General features: G+C 42.6%; 3 protein-coding genes. All 3 read left to right on the forward strand.

What is annotated here, in order from left to right; genetic code table 11:
* The first annotated feature begins 85 nt into the window (after nt 1-85).
* The gene (locus F8S12_RS13760; protein ID WP_196516827.1) at nt 86-1027 is read left to right on the forward strand and encodes a DUF3102 domain-containing protein; all 942 of its coding nucleotides are present in this window, start codon (nt 86-88) and stop codon (nt 1025-1027) included.
* Nucleotides 1027-17202: a non-ribosomal peptide synthetase/type I polyketide synthase gene (locus tag F8S12_RS13765; RefSeq protein WP_196516828.1), complete on the forward strand. Its 16176-nt coding sequence runs from the start codon at nt 1027-1029 to the stop codon at nt 17200-17202. The genes F8S12_RS13760 and F8S12_RS13765 overlap by 1 nt, the downstream gene beginning before the upstream one ends.
* Before the next feature lie 54 nt (nt 17203-17256).
* A partial coding sequence (locus F8S12_RS13770) for a non-ribosomal peptide synthetase (protein WP_196516829.1) occupies nt 17257-20315 on the forward strand: 3059 nt, incomplete at its 3' end.

Genomic DNA, 20315 nt, shown 5'->3' on the forward strand with positions numbered 1-20315 from the left:
TTAACAAAAGTGAATTTAATTCACATAAGTTCTTATTAGAAACTGTATATATAATTGCCTGAAAAAATGGAGTTTATATTATCGCATGAAAACCAGCAATCAAATGGGCAAATTATTAGAGCATCTGCCAAATGAAACAACCTCCAATTCCAAAACTACATATCCTAATTTAAATCCTGGAACACTAGCTTTACTTCAACAACATACTCAGGAAATCAAAGTACTGATACGTCGTACTGCTGAAGATATTATCAATATTGGACACAGGTTAATAGAAGTAAAAAAGTGTTTAGGACATGGAAACTTTACAAATTGGCTCAAGGTTGAGTTTAATTGGAGTATCTCAACTGCAACTAAGTTTATGCATGTTGCAGAGCATCTGAAATTCGTAAATTTTACGAATTTGAATATTAGTGCCTCAGCCCTTTATATCATTGCTGCTCCCTCTACGTCTAAAGAGGCTAGAGCCGAAGTTCTAAAACGTGCAGTTATAGGTGAAAATATTAGTTATACACAAGCTAAAGAAATTCTCAATAAATATAAGGAAAACGTTCCATCTCAACCTTGCAATTTAGAAAATACAAATATTGGTTTAAAAACCATCAAGCCCAATTCTTCTAACTCCCTACAAATAGAAGATGATGAAACTACTTCTATTCTTTCTCTACCAGATGATTTAGTTGGCAAAGATATCAACTTGAAAAATAGTTTTCCATTATTTGAATGTCAGTCATTTTCGAGAGAAAATGAAAATTCTAAAATTGTAAATTTTAGTAAAAAAATAGTGTATGATCAGAGACAAATACTAGATAATCAAATAAACAGCCCTTCAAGTTCAAATAATCCCCAATTAAATAGTTTTATTAATGAAACAGCGATTACCTTGACAAACTTAACGCCAGAACAATTGGCTTTAGTATTAACAATATCTGTTGATTTGGGGTTGAGCGATCGCCATTTAAAAGCCTTGGTTCAGATATGTGAAAAACTCTTGAAAAGTCCGTATCAAACAGGATTGGTATACTAATGACTTCTCTAAACTGTGCCACTTTAGTTGATTTATTATCTTATCGGTCTTTATCCCAACCAAATCAAGTCGCCTATACTTTCTTGGTGGATGGGGACAACGAAGAAGTCACACTAACTTATCAAGAGTTAGATCAAAAAGCACGAGCTATTGCAGTAGAACTCCAGAGCCTAAAAGCTGCACCAGGCGAAAGGGCTTTACTGCTTTATCCATCAGGATTAGAATTTATTGTAGCTTTTTTCGGATGTTTATATGCTGGGGTTGTAGCTGTTCCTCTATATCCACCCCGAAGCAACCAACGGATGACGAGATTGCAAGCTATTGTGAAAGACTCAGAAGCACGGTTTGCCCTCACCACAGCATCCGTCTTGACTAATATTGAACAAGGCTTTGCCCAAGAACCAGAATTAATAGCTTTGCATTGTATAGCCACTGACAATATTGTTTGTGAGACTCCTAACTGGCAAAAGCCAGCGCTCGACAAAGACACGCTAGCCTTTCTGCAATACACTTCTGGTTCTACAGGCACACCCAAGGGAGTAATGGTGAGTCATGGTAATTTGTTGCATAACCAGTGGCTAATCCAGACTGCTATGGGGCATACAGAAAAAACTATCTTTGTCGGTTGGTTGCCCCTTTTTCATGACATGGGACTGATTGGGAATGTATTACAGCCTCTATATTTGGGCATTCCCTGCGTTCTTATGTCTCCAGTGGATTTTATTAAAAAGCCTTTTTTGTGGTTACAAGCAATTTCCCGCTACAAAGCAACTACCAGTGGTGGGCCTAATTTTGCTTATGACTTGTGTGTTGACAAGATTACGCCAGAACAGCGAGTAAGTCTTGATCTAAGTAGTTGGGATGTCGCCTTCAACGGCGCTGAACCTGTTCGTTCCCAGACTTTAGAACGATTTACTCAAACTTTTGCGCCTTGTGGCTTCCCCCCTGAGGCATTTTACCCCTGCTATGGCATGGCGGAGACTACATTACTGGTGTCTGGAGGTTGGAAAACTGAACCGCCAGTGATTCGCTGCTTTGATGGTACAGCCTTAGAAGAAAACCTAGTGGTAGCTGCGACTGTTGAGCAGGAAGGTAGTCGCGCCCTCGTTGGTTGTGGTCGTATTTGGTTAGATGAGGAAATTGCGATCGCTGATCCCCAAACCCTGAAGCGGTGTGAAGATAATCGAGTAGGAGAGATTTGGGTATCATGTGGAAGTGTCGCTCAGGGTTATTGGCAGCGCCCAGAGCAAACAGAGCAAATTTTCCAGGCTTATTTAAAAGATACTAACGCTAATAAAGCTTCAGAAAAACTCAGTTCAGGATCATATCTGCGTACAGGAGACTTGGGCTTTTTGCAGGATGGTGAGTTGTTTGTGACTGGTAGGCTAAAGGATGTAATTATCATTCGGGGTCGCAATCATTATCCTCAAGATATTGAACTGACAGTAGAACAAAGCCATCAAGCACTAAAAGCAGGTTCTGGTGCAGCATTTGGTGTTGAGATTGATAGCGAGGAACAATTGGTAATTGTTCAGGAAGTAGAACGAACTTATTTACGAAATTTAAACGTAGATGAGGTAGTTGAGGCTATCCAAACATCAGTATCTCAACTCCATGAGCTACAGGTTCATGCAGTCTTGCTGCTGAAGACCGGAAGTGTTCCTAAAACGACTAGTGGTAAAATTCAGCGCCATGCTTGTCGGGCAGGATTTTTAGCTGGAACTTTAAATGCTTTAAATCCTGTGGATGCGGTCATAGAGCCTCAACTCCAAAATCGACAAGAAAGCAAAAAGATGCAATTCAGCTTGTTGTATTTCTCTAGCAATGAAGCTGAGTTTAGCGATGAAAAATATAAACTTTTCCTTGAAGGAGCTAAGTTTGCCGATCGCAATGGATTTACTGCTGTCTGGACACCAGAACGTCATTTTCATGCCTTTGGTGGTCTATATCCCAATCCATCTGTTTTAAGTGCCGCCCTGACCTCCTTAACTAAGCGCATTCGTTTACGTGCTGGCAGTGTTGTCTTACCATTGCACAACCCGATTCGAGTCGTTGAAGAATGGTCTGTTGTTGATAACTTGTCTCATGGCAGAGTAGACTTAGCTTTTGCTAGAGGTTGGAACCCCAACGACTTTGTTCTATCGCCCGATACCTATGCTGATAGCAAAGAAGTTATGTTCTCAGGTATCCAAACTGTACAAAAACTATGGCGAGGAGAAAATATTTCCCTTCCTAATGGTGTTGGAAAACAAACAGATATTAAAGTCTACCCCTTACCTATGCAGCGTGAATTATCTATTTGGATCACCTGTAGTGGAAGTAAAGAAAGATTTATTGAGGCTGGAGCATCTGGATTCAACATCCTGACGGCACTTCTTTTTCAACCCATAGAAGAGTTAGCAGAAAAAATAGCCCTTTATCGAAAGACTCGAAAGCAACATGGCTATGATCCGAATAGTGGTCAAGTCACTCTGATGTTGCATACCTTTATTGGTGAAGACCTCAAGGTTGTTCGCAATCAGGTTCGTGAGCCTTTTATAGAATATATGAAAAGCTCTGTGAACTTGTGGCGACAGGGTTCTGATGATCTTGATAAGTTGACCGAAACTGAAAAAGAGAACCTCTTAGCTTATGCTTTCGAGAGATACTTCCACACCAGCGCCTTATTTGGAACGCCTAGCACTTGCTTAGACATGGTTAAGCGCTTGTATGAGATTGGTGTTGACGAAATTGCTTGTCTCATTGACTTTGGCATTAATGGTAATACGGTTCTAGCCAGTCTTGACTCTTTAAACAATCTCAGACAACTAGTTAACGGTGTAGATGAACCCGGTGCCAAAGAAACTATTGAAAGCTATAACCAACCAAAAGCAGATGTGGTTAAGCAAACCAACAATGTAATTATCAATAACTCCTTACCAGTACCTAGCATTGAGACTAGTTTAGAAATACCCTCTAGACAAAATGAGTTGCAAGTTCCCCAAGGTTCTTTACTACAATGGCTGGGTGAAGTCATAGTCCAGCAAATTGCTAACTCTTTAGGAAAGAAACCGAGCCAAATTTCCCTCGATAAAAGCTTTTACAGCTTTGGGATCGATTCTCTGAAAGCTGTAGAGATTATGGAAACTTTAGGTCAAAAATTCGGCTTTTCTATCTCTCCTACCCTATTTTTCGAATATCCTACACCTGCCGAATTTGCTTTATATCTGATTCAAGAACAAAAAACTCAATTACAGAAATATCTCTTAGTTAACTGGGAACCAGCTAAATTATGGGCTGTTAACTTAGAGCGACAAAAAACGGCAGTTTCCACCTTATCTAACAAGTTATCTAACCCTTCAAGTACAAGAGTAGTTGAGCCAATTAACGATCACATCCGTGCCGAGGATATTGCTGTAATTGGGATGTCTGGACGCTTTCCGCAATCCCCAGATTTGCAGTCATTTTGGGAACTTCTATCTCAAGGCAAAAATGCGATCGCTCAAGTACCTAGTCTGCGCTGGAATTTGTCAGATTGGTATGACAAAAATCCTGGTGCAGCTAACAAAACTTATTCCTGTTGGGGTGGATTCGTTGATCATATCGATCAATTTGATCCTCTATTCTTCCAAATCTCCCCACGGGAAGCCGAGTTGATGGACCCACAACAACGGCTATTCTTAGAAGTGGCTTGGGAAGCTTTGGAAAATGCTGGCTACTCACCGGAAAGCTTTGCTCAAACTCAGGTAGGTGTTTTTGTTGGCTGTAGTAATAACGGCTATTATCAACGCATTGCACCTGCTCTGAATGCATCAGATTATAGTGCCGGAATTGGTAATCAGAATGCCATCATTGCTAACCGCGTTTCTTTCTTACTAAATCTTCGTGGCCCTTCAGTCTTAGTTGATACAATGTGTTCCTCTTCGCTGGTAGCGTTGCACATGGCGTGTCGCAGCCTACACCAAGGTGAATGTACGACGGCTTTAGCTGGAGGTGTTAATCTCCTGTTGTCTCCGGAATATTATGTGGGTATGAGCCGGATGAAAATGCACTCACCGAATGGACGCTGTGCAACCTTTGACAGCCAAGCTGATGGTATTGTCTTAGGTGAAGGAGCTGGAGCATTATTGCTAAAACCTCTGAGCCATGCTTTAAAGGATGGCGATCGCATTTATGCGGTGATTAAAGGATCTGCTGTCAATCATAATGGCCGCACAAATGGGATCACAGCACCAAATTCACGTTCTCATGCCGAGGTGATTTGTCAAGCTTTGGATGCAGCAGGTATCTCAGCAGATACGATTTCTTATGTCGAGGCGCATGGAACTGGTACTTCTTTGGGAGATCCAATTGAAGTTGAAGGATTAACGAAAGCTTTCCGCAAATACACAGAGCGCAAGCAGTTTTGTAAAATTGGCTCTGTTAAAACTAATATTGGGCATTTAGAATGTGCTGCGGGCATGGCTCAATTGATCAAAGTTATTTTAGCCATTCAACACCGTCAAATACCTGCAAATTTGCATTTCCAGCAGCCTAATCCACTGATTCCCTTTGCAGAAACACCATTTGAAGTCAATACCCAGTTATGTCCTTGGGAATCATCAGGCTTGCGGAGAGCCGGAATTAGCTCTTTTGGTATTGGTGGCACTAACGCTCATATTGTCATCGAAGAAGCACCGCCATTAGAACCTGTGACATCAGAAGTGGAGCGTCCAAAACATCTACTCACCTTCTCAGCGAAAACAGAAAATGCTCTTGTGCAGTTAGTAAGTCGTTATGAAGCTTATCTAGCCGCTAATTTAGATTTACCTTTAGGAGATATCTGCTTTACAGCGAATACAGGACGCTCACATTTTCAGCATCGGTTAAGTGCGATCGCTACGTCAACATCTGACCTGCATCAACGGCTACTTAACTTTATCAGTCAGCAAGAAGTTACAGGAATCAAAATCGGACGAATACACGAAAATACGCAACCAAAAATCGCCTTTTTGTTTACAGGGCAATGTTCTCAGTATGTAGGTATGGGACGCCAACTCTACGAAACGCAACCTACCTTCCGAAAAATTCTGGACTACTGCAATGAAATTCTGCGTCCTTACTTAAAAGAGGATCTCCTAAAAGTTCTCTATCCGCAACCGGGAGAAACTTCGCTCATAGACCAGACAGCTTACACCCAACCTGCTCTATTCGCTCTAGAGTATGCCTTGGTACAACTTTGGAAATCCTGGGGTGTAAAACCATCTGTAGTGATGGGTCATAGTGTTGGGGAATATGTTGCCGCTTGTGTGGCAGGGGTTTTTAGCTTAGAGGATGGACTGAAGCTAATTGCAGAGCGAGCGCGTTTGATGCAAAGCCTGCCACAAACAGGAGCGATGGTGGCAGTATTTGCTTGCGAAGCAGATATTCGCGCTATTACAGGAATTGATCTGGCAAAAGTGGCGTTGGCGAAGCCCGCCGTAGGCATCGCAGCCTACAATGGCACACAAAATACTGTGATTTCTGGAGAGCAGCAGGCAATTGGGCGAATCTGTGCAAATTTAGAAGCCGCAGGAATTCAAACGAAAAAGCTTGTAACCTCTCACGGTTTCCACTCTCCACTTATGGAGCCAATACTGGCAGAATTTCGGCAAGTTGCTGCCACTGTTACTTATAATGCTCCTCAAATTGACATCATCTCTAACGTTACCGGACAACTAATAACTGAGGCGATCAATCCTGAATATTGGTGCAACCATTTAATATCTTCAGTACAGTTTGCTAAGAGTATACAGACGCTTCATACCGCAGATTATGAGATTTTTGTAGAAATTGGCCCAAAATCGATTTTATCGGGAATGGGGAGTAAATGCCTTCTAGGCAAAGGTCTATGGTTACCTAGTTTACGTCAAGGGCGCGAAGATTGGCAGCAAATACTCGAGAGTTTAGGAGAGCTATATGTACGTGGTGTACAGGTAGAATGGCCTGGTTTTGACCGTGATTATTTTCGTCGTCGTGTGCAATTGCCAACTTACCCGTTTCAGCGCAAACGTTATTGGATTGAAACACCAGTCAGTACATCAGATAATAAATTAGACACACAAACATCTCTGCCACCCCAATTAAGCACAACAAATAGTAGCCAATTTGATACACAAATATCTCCATCACTAAATGTATTACAGGTCAAAGCGGATAAAACTCCTGAAATAAAACGGCTGGATCTGATTGTCTCAAAATTACATTTTTTTATAGTAAATTTACTTAAAGCAGAAGCTTCAGAAGTCGATTTTTATGCTCCTTTTTTAGAGATAGGAGCAGATTCGTTAATGTTAATCGATGCCATAAATTACATAGACATCACCTATGGCATTAAGATTACTATCAGTCAATTATTTGAAGAACTGACAACTATCTATGCAGTAGCGTCCTACATCGATCAGAATTTGCTTCCAGAGCCAATTTTTGTAGATGTACAACCACCTGAACCTGTATATCAGACTCAACCACCAACACCACAGAATACTCCTTTAGCATTTGTTGAGTCCAATGGTAATGGCCATTCTCATACTCAACAACCAACACTACAATCTACTGTTCAGCAAACAACAGTTAGGGAAGAAAGAGTAACGGTAGCTGACACAGCAGTAGAAAGAATAATGCTGCAACAACTGCAAGTGATGTCCCAGGTAATGTCTCAGCAATTGGATGTTTTGCGTGCCACAGGGAATGTGTTGTCATCATCGAATGGTAATTCTCATCTAGTATCACCTGCACCTGTTGTTCCTGTACCAGCACCACAAAATCAGGTTGTGCAAAAAACAGGCGTTGCTATCAATCAGATTCAATCTAATCAAACCGTTGCTAAAAATTTCTCTCCCATAGAACCGCCACCACCAAGGGAAATCAATCAGCCACAGCAGCAGCACTTAGAAACTCTAGTTGCAAATTATACTCAAAAGACAAAATCATCAAAGCAATATGCCCAAACTTATCGCCCATTTTTAGCTGATAGTCGGGCTACCGCAGGATTTCGCCTTTCTACTAAAGAGATGGTATACCCCATTATTGGGAAACGCGCCAAGGGTGCGAGATGTTGGGACATCGATGGGAATGAGTATGTAGATATCACAATGGGATTTGGGGTACTGCTTTTTGGTCATGCAGCACCGTTTATTACCGCAGCTGTAGAAGAACATCTTCAGCAAGGCATTCAAATTGGCCCACAGGCAAATTACGCCGGAGAAGTTGCCGCGTTAATCAGTGAACTGACAGGTATGGAGCGAGTCACCTTCTGTAACTCAGGTACAGAGGCAGTGATGACAGCGCTACGTTTGGCACGTACAAAAACAGGTCGTACCAAGATTGCAATTTTTGCTGGTTCTTATCATGGTCATTTTGATGGAATTTTAGCTAAAGAATCGTTAGATGGTTTATCAACAGTACCCATTGCACCCGGAATCACTGCTAAGGCGGTTGAAGATGTGCTGGTATTAGATTATGGGGAACCCAAATCTCTAGAGATTTTGCAAGCTCATGCTGGTGAATTAGCTGCTGTATTGGTTGAACCAGTGCAAGGACGTAACCCTGATTTACAACCGCGAGAATTTTTACAGCAGTTACGACAGTTTACAGCCGCAGCAGATGTAGCACTGATTTTTGATGAAGTGCTTGTGGGTTTCCGCATTCATCTAGGCGGAGCGCAAGCATGGTTTGGGATTGAGGCAGACATTGTTACATACGGCAAGATTGTTGGTGGTGCCATACCAATTGGTGTGGTGGCTGGTAAAGCCAGTTATATGAATGGGATTGACGGTGGTTTGTGGAAGTATGGGGACGCTTCTTATCCTCAAGCAGAAAAGACATTTTTTGCTGGCACTTTCAATAAAAACCATTTGGGGATGGCTGTAGCCAGAGCTGTACTCAAGTATCTCAAAAGCCGAGGTCCAGAGCTGCAACAGCAGTTAAATCAACGGACATCGTATTTAGCGATCGCACTTAATACATACTTTGAACAGGAAGAAGTGCCGATCCGAATTGTGTATTTTGGCTCGCTGTTTCGCTTTGCTTTTTCGGGGAATTTTGATTTACTGTTCTATCACCTGATATCTAAGGGTGTTTATATTTGGGAAGGACGTAACTGTTTTCTTTCTACAGCACATACTGATGAAGATATTGAGTATGTGATTCAGGCTGTCAAACACAGCATAGAAGAGATGCGTGCAGTCGGTTTTATCCCCAAGCGTTCGTCGAAACTGCCAGCGAATACTAATGGCAGTGGCGCAGTCAAAACAACTCAAAATGATGCCTCGACAAAGCCAGTCGTTACAGAATCAGTACCAGTCTTGGAAGCGATCGCTAGAGAGGGTAAACTACCTTTATCCTTAGCTCAACAACGATTGTGGTTTCTCGACCAGTTAGAGCCAAACAGCGCTTTTTACAACATCCCGGCGGCGGTGCGGCTGCAAGGTCAGCTAAATGTCGCAATTTTAGAGCAAAGTTTTAGAGAAATCATCCGCCGTCATGAAGCTTTACGTACCAACTTCATTACCTTAGATGGGCAACCACATCAAGTTATCCATCCTGATTTGGATTGGCAAATATCAGTAGTTGACTTGCAACATTTACCAGTAAGTGAACGAGAAAACGAAAGTCAAAAAATAGCGATCGCCCAAGCGCAGCGACCATTTAACCTCGAAACAGAATTATTAGTACGAGCTACTTTATTAGTGCTGTCTCAGACAGAGTACATTTTACAAGTGACAATGCACCACATTGTCTCTGATGGCTGGTCAATGAGCATACTGATAGAAGAGTTCACCGCACTCTACACCGCTTTAAGTCAAGGTCAACCTACGCCTTTAGTACAACTCCCCATTCAATATGTTGACTTTGCTGTGTGGCAAAGAAAATGGTTACAAGGTACAGTTCTTCAATCTCAACTTGCTTACTGGAAACAACAACTCTCAGGTGCAGCAACAATATTATCACTGCCGACAGATAGACCACGACCAACAATGCAAACTGTCCGGGGAGCGCATCAACCCTTTGCACTTTCTGTAGAGCTAACGGAAGCGCTCAAAGTACTGAGCAAAAAAGAAGGCGTTACCCTATTTATGACAGTGTTAGCAGCATTTGACATCTTGCTTTACCGCTATACAGGACAGGCGGATATTTTAGTTGGTTCGCCAAACGCTAGTCGCAATCGCCCTGAAATCCAAGGATTAATTGGCTACTTTCTCAACATCCTTCTGCTACGTGCAGATATGTCAGGTAATCCAAGTTTACGGGAATTTCTCAAACAAGTCCGCAAAACAGCCTTGGGAGCCTACGCCCATCAAGATGTGCCTGTAGAGGAGTTGATTGAAGCATTACAGCCAGTACGAGACTTAAGCTACACACCACTATTTCAGGTGATGTTCATTCTCGATAGTGCTACCCCCATATCAGAAATGCAGCTACCCGGTGTAACTTGGAGCCGCATGATGGTAGAGAATTACACTTCTAAGTTGGATTTAACTTTAACCTTAGAGAATACAGCCCAAGGATTAGTAGGTGAATGGGAATATAACACTGACCTGTTTGAAGTTGCAACTATTACCAGAATGGCAGAGCATTTCCGAAATTTGCTAGAAGGCATGGTAGCTAACCCTGAACAGCGCATTACAGAATTACCATTACTTGCAGCATGGGAACGCCAACAATTATTGGTGGAATGGAACAATACTCAAAGAGAATATCCTCAAAAATGTATTCATCAACTATTTGAGGAGCAAGTAGAGCTAACCCCAAATGCAGTAGCAGTGGTATTTGGTCATCAACGACTTACTTACCAAGAGTTAAACAGCCGCGCCAATCAATTAGCCCACTACTTACAAGAACTGGAAATAAAACCAGATACCCTAATTGGCATTTGTCTAGAACGTTCTTTAGATATATTCGTGGGGATTTTGGGGATTTTAAAAGCGGGAGCAGCTTATGTACCTCTTGACCCTGATTATCCTCAAGAGCGTTTAGACTATATGTTCAGCGATTCCCAAGTATCCATGTTGCTAACTACTAAGAAGTTAGTAACCCAGATACCAGAACACGGCACCCAATTAGTCTACTTGGATGTAGATTGGGACGTAATTGCTACTAAGGGTCAGCAGAATCTAGCCAGTGAGGTCAGACCGGAAAATTTAGCCTATGTAATTTACACATCAGGTTCTACCGGCAGACCGAAAGGGGTAATGGTTCCCCATTGTAGTTTGGTAAATGCTTATTTCGGTTGGGAACAAGCCTATCAACTACGAACAAAAACCAGTAGTCATTTACAAATGGCAAATTTCTCTTTTGATGTATTTACTGGGGATTTGGTACGTGGGCTGTGTTCAGGAGCTAAGTTAGTTCTTTGCCCTCGTGAATGGCTACTAGCTCCAGAACTTCTCTATAAGCTGATGCGAGAAGAGAAAGTTGATTGTGCCGAGTTTGTGCCAGCTGTAATCAGGAACTTAATTGCATATCTAGAGAAAACGAAGCAAAATCTTGACTTTATGCGAGTACTAGCTGTTGGTTCCGATAGCTGGTATGTGAAGGAGTATGAAGAATTTCAGGGCTTTTGTGGTCAGGAAACGCGATTAATTAATTCCTATGGGGTAAGTGAAGCCACCATTGACAGTTGCTATTTTGAAAGCACCAATGTCAAACTGCCAGTTGAAGCCCTAGTACCCATTGGTAAACCATTTCCCAACGTTCAAATCTACATCCTTGATTCCGCTCTCCAACCAGTACCCATTGGTGTACTTGGGGAATTATACATCGGTGGTGCTGGTCTGGCTCATGGCTACCTTAATCGCCCAGATTTGACACAAGAGAGATTTATTGCCAATCCTTTGAGTAATGAACCTACCTCACGCCTTTATAAAACTGGAGACTTGGCACGGTTTTTAGCAGATGGCAACATCGAATTTCTGGGACGGATTGATAATCAAGTTAAAATCCGGGGCTTCCGCATCGAGTTGGCAGAGATAGAAGCTGTCCTTAGACAACATCCTACTGTGTCACAGACAGTAGTGATCGCACGTGAAGACATTCCTAGTGATAGTTGTACTGACCGAAGTCGAAGTAAACGCTTAGTGGCTTATGTTGTTGGCAATCAAGATTCAGTACCCGTAATTAGTGATTTGCGCCGTTTCTTGAAAGAAAAGCTGCCTGAATACATGATACCTGCGGCTTTTATGGTTTTGGAGACAATACCACTTACTCCTAACGGCAAAGTTAACTATCGAGAACTACCTGCTCCAGAAATATCACGTGCTGGACTGGAAGCCAGTTTTATCGCCCCACGAAATCCCATTGAAGAGATATTGGCGCAAATTTGGGTAGATGTTCTGGGAGTTAAGCAAGTAGGTATTCACGATAACTTTTTTGAGCTAGGTGGACACTCTTTAATCGCAACACAACTGATCTCTAGAATACGGACTGCTTTAAAAGTAGAATTACCCTTGCGTAGTTTATTTGAAGCTTCCACTGTCGCCGATTTAGCTGAACGGATTGCTTTACAGCAAGACGCACCACATTTAATAAATGCACCATCTCTACAATCAGTAGTTAGGGATGGACAACTACCGCTTTCTTTTGCTCAACAGCGATTATGGTTCCTTGACCAGTTAGAGCCAAATAGTGCGTTTTATAATATAGCCGGAGCCGCACGTCTGCAAGGTGAGCTAAATGTAATTGCTTTAGAACAAAGCCTTGGCGAAATCATCCGTCGCCACGAAGGTTTACGTACTAACTTTATTACCCAAAAAGATGGGCAGGCAGTGCAAATTGTTCGCCCTAATGCTGCTTTCACAATGCCAGTTGTGGATTTGCGACAACTACCTGCAAGTGAGGGAGAAATTGAAATTCAACGATTAGCAACAGCAGAAGCACAACAACCATTTGATCTAGCAAATAAACTGTTAATTCGGGCGACTTTATTAGTGCTGTCAAAGACAGAACATATATTGCTGTTCTGTATGCACCACATTGTTTCTGATGGTTGGTCAATGGGTGTTTTCGTCCAAGAGACAGCAGTAATCTATGGCGCTTTTTCTCAAGGTCAGCCCACACCACTGCCAGAACTTGCCATTCAGTACGTTGACTTTGCCGTGTGGCAGAGACAATTGTTGCAAGGTGAGATTAAAGAGTCCCAACTTGCTTATTGGCAACAACAACTGGCGGGGGCAACAGCTTTATTAGAACTACCCACTGACCGACCTAGACCGGCGGTGCAAACCTTTCGAGGAGCAAATCAATCTTTCTCACTTTCTGAGGAGCTAACAGAATCACTGAGCTTATTGAGTAGGCGAGAAGGTGTCACCCTGTTTATGACCCTGTTAGCAGCTTACGATACCTTGCTTTACCGTTACACAGGACAGGCAGATATATTGGTGGGTTCTGCGATCGCCAACCGGAATCATCATGACATAGAAGGATTAATTGGTTTCTTTGTCAACACTTTAGTTTTCCGCACGGATGTTTCAGGTAATCCCAGTTTTCGGGAATTACTAAACCGAGTCCGAGAAGTTGCTTTAGGAGCATACAGCCATCAAGACTTGCCGTTTGAATTACTGGTAGAGGCATTACAACCAGAGCGCAACTTAAGTTATACACCTCTGTTTCAGGTGGCATTTGTACTTCAGAATGCCCCAATGTCAGAAATAGAGCTTCCTGGTTTAACGTTGAGTTCTTTGACACCAGACAATAAAACGGCAAAGTTTGATTTGACTTTAACCTTAGAGAACACTGCCACAGGATTAATGGGTGTATGGGAATACAACATAGACTTATTCGAACCCAGCACCATTGAAAGGATGACGGGACATTTCCAAACCTTGCTAGAGAGTGTTGTTGCTCAACCAGAGCAACACATTTGTGAATTACCTTTCCTCACAGCCAAAGAACAATACCAGTTGCTAGAAGAATGGAATGATACGCAAAAAGACTATGTTCGAGATATTTGCATTCATCAGTTTTTTGAAATGCAGGTGGAACGCACCCCAGATGCAGTGGCGTTAGTATTTGAAAATCAACAACTGACTTACCGAGAGTTAAATATTCAAGCGAACCAATTAGCCCATTATCTACAAACCTTGGATGTAAAACCAGATGTGTTAGTTGGCATTTGTGTAGAACGTTCTTTAGCGATGGTGATAGGAATATTAGGGGTTCTGAAAGCGGGTGGTGCTTATGTACCAATTGACCCGGAGTATCCCCAAGAACGAATATCTCATATATTGTCAGATTCTCAGGTATCGCTGCTACTGACACAACAGCGATTAGTTGCAAAATTACCTGAGCATCAAGCCACACTGGTAGTCATTGATGAAACATGGCAACAAATTGTCCAATACAGCCAGGAAAATCCCATTAGTAGCGTTACAGACTCGGATTTAGTGAATGTGATTTACACTTCCGGCTCAACAGGTAAACCCAAAGGTGTGATGGTTCAACATTCCGGGTTATGCAACTTAGCTCAAGCCCAGATTGATTTGTTTGATTTGCTCCCTTCGAGTCGAATTCTGCAATTTGCTTCCTTGAGCTTTGACGCATCAATTTGGGAAGTAGTGATGGCATTGGGTTCAGGTGCAAGGCTGTATTTAGGAACTAAAGACTCTCTGTTACCTGGTTCGGGATTAATTGGGTTATTGCGCGATTATGGTATCACCCATATCACCTTGCCACCATCGGCGTTAGCAGTTCTGCCTAGTGAAGAACTTCCGGCATTAGAGAACATAATTGTGGCGGGTGAAGCTTGCGCTCCTGACTTGATTAAGCAATGGTCAGTTGGGCGACGTTTCTTCAATGCTTATGGCCCAACAGAAGCTACCGTCTGTGCAACTGTAGCAGAATGTGGCGATGTCGTTGCCAACGCCAAGGGCGATCGCTCCGATAAACCCCCCATTGGTCGTCCCATTCCTAACACCCAAGCTTATATCCTTGATAGTTACCTGCAACCAGTACCGATTGGTGTTCCCGGTGAGTTGCACATTGGGGGTGCTGGTTTGGCGCGGGGCTATCTTAATCGTCCTGAGTTAACCACCGAGAAATTTATTCCCAATCCGTTTGAGGATAGCGCAGCGTTAGCGAGTCCGCGAGCGTCGGCAGAAGGGAGCAGATTATATAAAACTGGGGATTTAGCGCGTTATTTACCTGATGGTAATATCGAGTATTTAGGACGCATTGATAATCAGGTGAAAGTTCGGGGCTTCCGCATTGAGTTGGGAGAGATAGAGGCAATACTGAGCCAACACCCAGTAGCGTTACAGGTAGCAGTAATTGCCCGCGAAGATGTTCCTGGCGACAAACGCTTAGTCGCTTATCTTGTACTCAACCAAGAAGAAGCTCCCACTGTTAACGATTTGCGGCAATTCCTTAAGCAAAAGCTGCCTAATTACATGATGCCTTCAGCTTTTGTGTTCTTAGAAACCCTTCCCCTAACTCCCAATGGCAAAGTAGATGGTCGGGCATTACCAACACCTGATTTACGCCGCGAATTAGAAGTTAGTTTTGTTGCTCCCACTACATCTATTGAAGAGACGCTAGGAAAAATCTGGGCAGATGTGCTGCGAGTTGAACAAGTCGGCATTCACGATAACTTCTTTGACCTTGGTGGTGATTCTATCCTCAGCCTGCAAATTATTGCCAGAGCAAATATTGCAGGACTGCAACTCATTCCTAAACAGTTATTTGCACATCAGACCATTGCCGAGTTAGCAGCAGTGGTAGATACAACGAAGAAAATTCAGGCGGAACAGGGTTTAGTTACCGGAGCATTACCGCTAACGCCCATTCAGCAATGGTTCTTTGAGCTGAATCTACCTGAACCACAGCACTTTAACCAGTCAATTCTGTTATCAGTGCCTCCTGATGTGCAACCAGAGCTATTAGAGCAAGTATTGCAAAAATTACTACTACACCATGATGCTTTGCGGTTGCGGTTTACACCAGATAGCCAAGGTTGGCACCAAGTTAACGATGGCTTGGAGGAAAAAGTACCTTTAAGTGTGATTGATTTATCCACAATTCCACCACAGGAGCAGTCAGCAGCTTTAGAAAATACTGGTAGCGAACTCCAAGCTAGTTTGAACTTATCTACTGGGCCACTAATGCGGGTTGCACTGTTTAAATTAGGTAACAACCAGCCTGATAGGTTGCTAGTGATTTTACATCACTTGGTAGTGGATGGTGTTTCTTGGCGGATTTTATTAGAGGATTTGTTCAGTGCTTATCAGCAACTAAGCCGTGGCGAGGTGATGGCGCTACCGCCAAAAACATCTTCCTTTAAAGATTGGGCGCATCGGTTAACAGAGTATGCGCGATCGCTAGCACTGACATCTGAGTTAGACTACTGGATGCAGCCTAACTTTAACTTTACTTCTTTGCCAATAGACTATACTGTAGGTAAAGATGCTAATAATATTGCTTCAACTGCTCAAGTATCAAAGTCTTTGAGTTTAGAAGAAACTAGCACTCTTCTACAAGAAGTACCTGCTGCTTATAACACCCAAATTAATGATGTGTTGCTGACTGCTTTAGTTCAGAGCTTTGCTCAGTGGACTGGCTCTGCTTCCTTATTAATTGATATCGAGGGACACGGACGAGAAGAACTTTTTGATAATTTGGATTTGTCGCGTACCGTGGGCTGGTTTACAAGCTTATTCCCTGTCTGTTTGCACCTTGAAGAGATAAACCATCCCGGAAATATGCTGAAATCGGTGAAGGAGCAACTACGCCAGCTACCAAATCGCGGCATTGGGTATGGTATATTGCGATATCTGAGCCAAAATGCCGAGCAACTCAAAGCTTTACCTCAAGCAGAAGTAAGCTTCAACTATTTAGGACAGTTAGATCAAAAATTATCCGCAGCGGACAATTGGAAATTTGCTCAAGAGTCTGGAGGAGTAGAGCATAATTCTCTCGAAAATCGCAGTTATTTATTAGATATCAACGTTTTAGTTATGAATGGCAAGCTGCAAATAAATTGGACTTACAGCCAGAAGATTCATCAACACAAAACAGTTGAGCGTTTAGCTGATTGGTTTATGAATGCATTACAAACTCTCATTAACCATTGTCAGTCACCTGATGTTGGTGGCTATACATCTTCAGATTTTCCTGAAGTTAATTTGAGTCAAGAAGAGATTGATAATCTCGATCTCATGTTCGCTTTTGAGCCTTCCGAAGTTTAAGTTGAGTTTGATGAACCGATGCTGGAAATAGATTAATAAAGGATAGGAATAGCAATGGTAACTGTTGACAAAAAAAGCAAAGGTAAGAATATTGAATCTATATACCATCTTTCGCCCATGCAACAGGGTATGTTATTCCATACTCTTTATGCCCCAGAAACAGGGGTTTATTTCCAGCAGTTAAGCTGTACCCTGCGGGGAACTCTCAATATTGCAGCGTTTGAACAAGCTTGGCAACGAGTATTAGAACGCCATCCGGTTTTGCGTACTGCTTTTGTTTGGGAAAACCCTAAGCAATCTTTCCAAGTAGTTTGTAAATTAGTTAATATACCTTGGGTTCATTATGATTGGACATCGCTATCTTTTAGCGAACAACAAGATGCACTAGAAGCTTTCTTGCAAGCAGACAGAGACAAAGGCTTTGAACTTAAACAAGTTCCCCTGATGCGTTGCGCCTTGATTCAAGTAGCCTTGGATACATATACATTTATTTGGAGCCATCATCATCTGTTAATAGATGGTTGGTCTTTACCCACCATAGTCCAAGAAGTATTTGCTTTCTATGATGCTTTCAATAAAGGCGATAATTTACATTTAAAAGCACCTCGTCCTTACGAAGATTATATTACTTGGCTGAAAAAGCAGGATGCTTCCCAAGCAGAATTATACTGGCGAGAAAAACTCAAAAATTTTACAGTACCAACACCTTTGACGGTTGAAATTCCCTTAACCAAGCGATTGCGATCGCACCAGTCAAACTATAACACCCAGCAAATCAAGATTGCTCAGATTGCAAACATCCAAACTTTTGCCAACCAACATAAACTCACCCTTAACAACCTCATCCAAGGAGCATGGGCAATACTACTCTCAAGATACAGTGGGGAAACAGATATCGTCTTTGGAGCGACTGTTTCTGGTCGTCCACCAGACTTGCTGGGAGTAGAATCGATGGTAGGATTATTTATCAACACCTTGCCAGTCAGAATAACTATTCCCGAAGACGTGGAAGTATTACCTTGGCTCAAAGAATTACAGGCGCAACAAGTAGAATCTGAGCAATATTCTTATAGCCCACTGGTAGAAATTCAAGGTTGGAGCGAAATCCCAGGGGGAATGCCTCTATTTGAGAGCATTGTCGTATTTGAAAATTATCCCGTTGATGCTTCTGTGCAAGAAAAGATTGCTAACTTGGATATTTCTGATATTCGCTGCATAGAACAATCAAATTATCCTTTAACAATATTGGCTGTTCCAGGTTCAGAATTATCCATCAGTATCAGTTATGACACTAGCCGCTTTGAAGCCGCCACCATCACCCGGATGCTGGGACACTTCCAAACACTACTCGAAAGCATCGCAGCTAATGCAAATCAGTACCTAAGCCAATTACCTCTGCTGACAAAAACCGAGCAAAATCAAATACTTTTAGAGTGGAACAACACCCAAACCAGCTATTTTCAAGAGCAGTGTATCCATGAGTTATTTGAATTACAAGTAGAGTGTAACCCAGATGCAGTGGCAATTGTATATGAAGACCAGCAACTCACCTACCGAGAGTTAAACACAAAAGCCAATCAACTAGCACACCACTTGCGAAGTTTGGGTGTGAGTGCAGACATCTTAGTGGGTATTTGTGTCGAGCGTTCCATAGAGATGCTCATCGGTATCTTAGGAATATTCAAAGCCGGAGGAGCTTACGTACCGCTTGACCCCAACTACCCCCAAGAACGACTGAGCTTTACCCTAGCAGATTCCCAAGTCAAAGTACTATTAACCCAACAGCATCTACTGCCAAATCTTCCCAAAAATGAAGCGCAAGTTTTATGCATCGATAGCGACTGGGAAAACATCGCCCAACAAAGTACAAACAACCCCCCAAGTCTTACAACTTCTGCCAACCTCGCTTATATAATTTATACTTCTGGCTCCACAGGTAAACCCAAAGGTGTCTTAATTAATCATTCCAATGTCGTGCGGCTATTTAGTGCTACAGAAGAATGGTTCCACTTCAATCAACAGGATGTGTGGACGCTGTTCCACTCCTTTACGTTTGACTTTTCAGTGTGGGAAATTTGGGGAGCATTAATCAAAGGCGGGCGATTAGTAGTAGTACCCTACTGGGTGAGTCGTTCCCCCGCAGATTTCTATCAATTACTGTGCAAACAACAAGTCACAGTTTTAAATCAGACACCTTCCGCCTTTCGCCAATTGATTCAAGCCGAAGAAGTCATCCAGACATCAGAAAACTTAGCTTTACGATGGGTGATATTTGGCGGCGAAGCATTAGAAATCAACAGCTTAAAACCGTGGTTTGAGCGTCACGGAGACGAATTACCGCAGTTAGTGAATATGTACGGAATTACCGAAACCACCGTCCATGTTACCTATCGCCCCATCACCAAAGCAGATTTAATTGGCAATGCTGGGAGTGTGATTGGTTGTCCTATCCCAGATTTGCAGGTATATATCCTAGATAAAAATAGGCAATTACTGCCGATTGGCGTTCCTGGGGAAATGTATGTTGGAGGTGCTTCGTTAGCCCGTGGTTATCTCAACCGTGTAGAGTTGACATCTCAGGTATTTGTTGCCAATTCCTTTAGTAATGACCCGAATGCCCGATTGTACAAAACTGGGGATTTAGCCAGATATGTTGCCAACGGCGACTTAGAGTATCTCGGACGTATCGACAACCAAGTAAAAATCCGTGGCTTTCGCATCGAATTGGCAGAGATAGAGACAGTACTGAGTCAAAATGAGGCAGTGTTGCAGACAGTAGTTGTAGCCCATAAAGATATAGCTGGCAATAAACGCTTAGTTGCATATTTAATTACCCATGCGGAGCAAATACCGACAATTGCCCAGTTGCGGCAATTCCTCAAGGAAAAATTGCCAGAGTACATGATTCCCTCTGTCTTCGTGTTCTTGGAGAACTTACCCCTAACCGCCAACGGCAAGGTAGACCGTCGCGCCTTACCTGTACCTGAGCTACGTCCGGAATTGGAAGTCAGTTTTGTGGCTGCACGTACTCCGATTGAACAGATGCTAGCAGACATTTGGGCAGATGTGCTGGGAGTAAAGCAAGTAGGTATTCACGATAACTTCTTTGAACT

The organism is Nostoc sp. WHI (assembly GCF_015714725.1).
In the GTDB taxonomy this organism is placed as follows: domain Bacteria; phylum Cyanobacteriota; class Cyanobacteriia; order Cyanobacteriales; family Nostocaceae; genus Nostoc.

What these genes read in the sequence shown, in the direction of transcription:
- F8S12_RS13765 (WP_196516828.1), top strand. Translation starts at nt 1,027, where the DNA reads ATGACTTCTCTAAACTGTGCCACTTTAGTTGATTTATTATCTTATCGG.
- F8S12_RS13760 (WP_196516827.1), top strand. Translation starts at nt 86, where the DNA reads ATGAAAACCAGCAATCAAATGGGCAAATTATTAGAGCATCTGCCAAAT.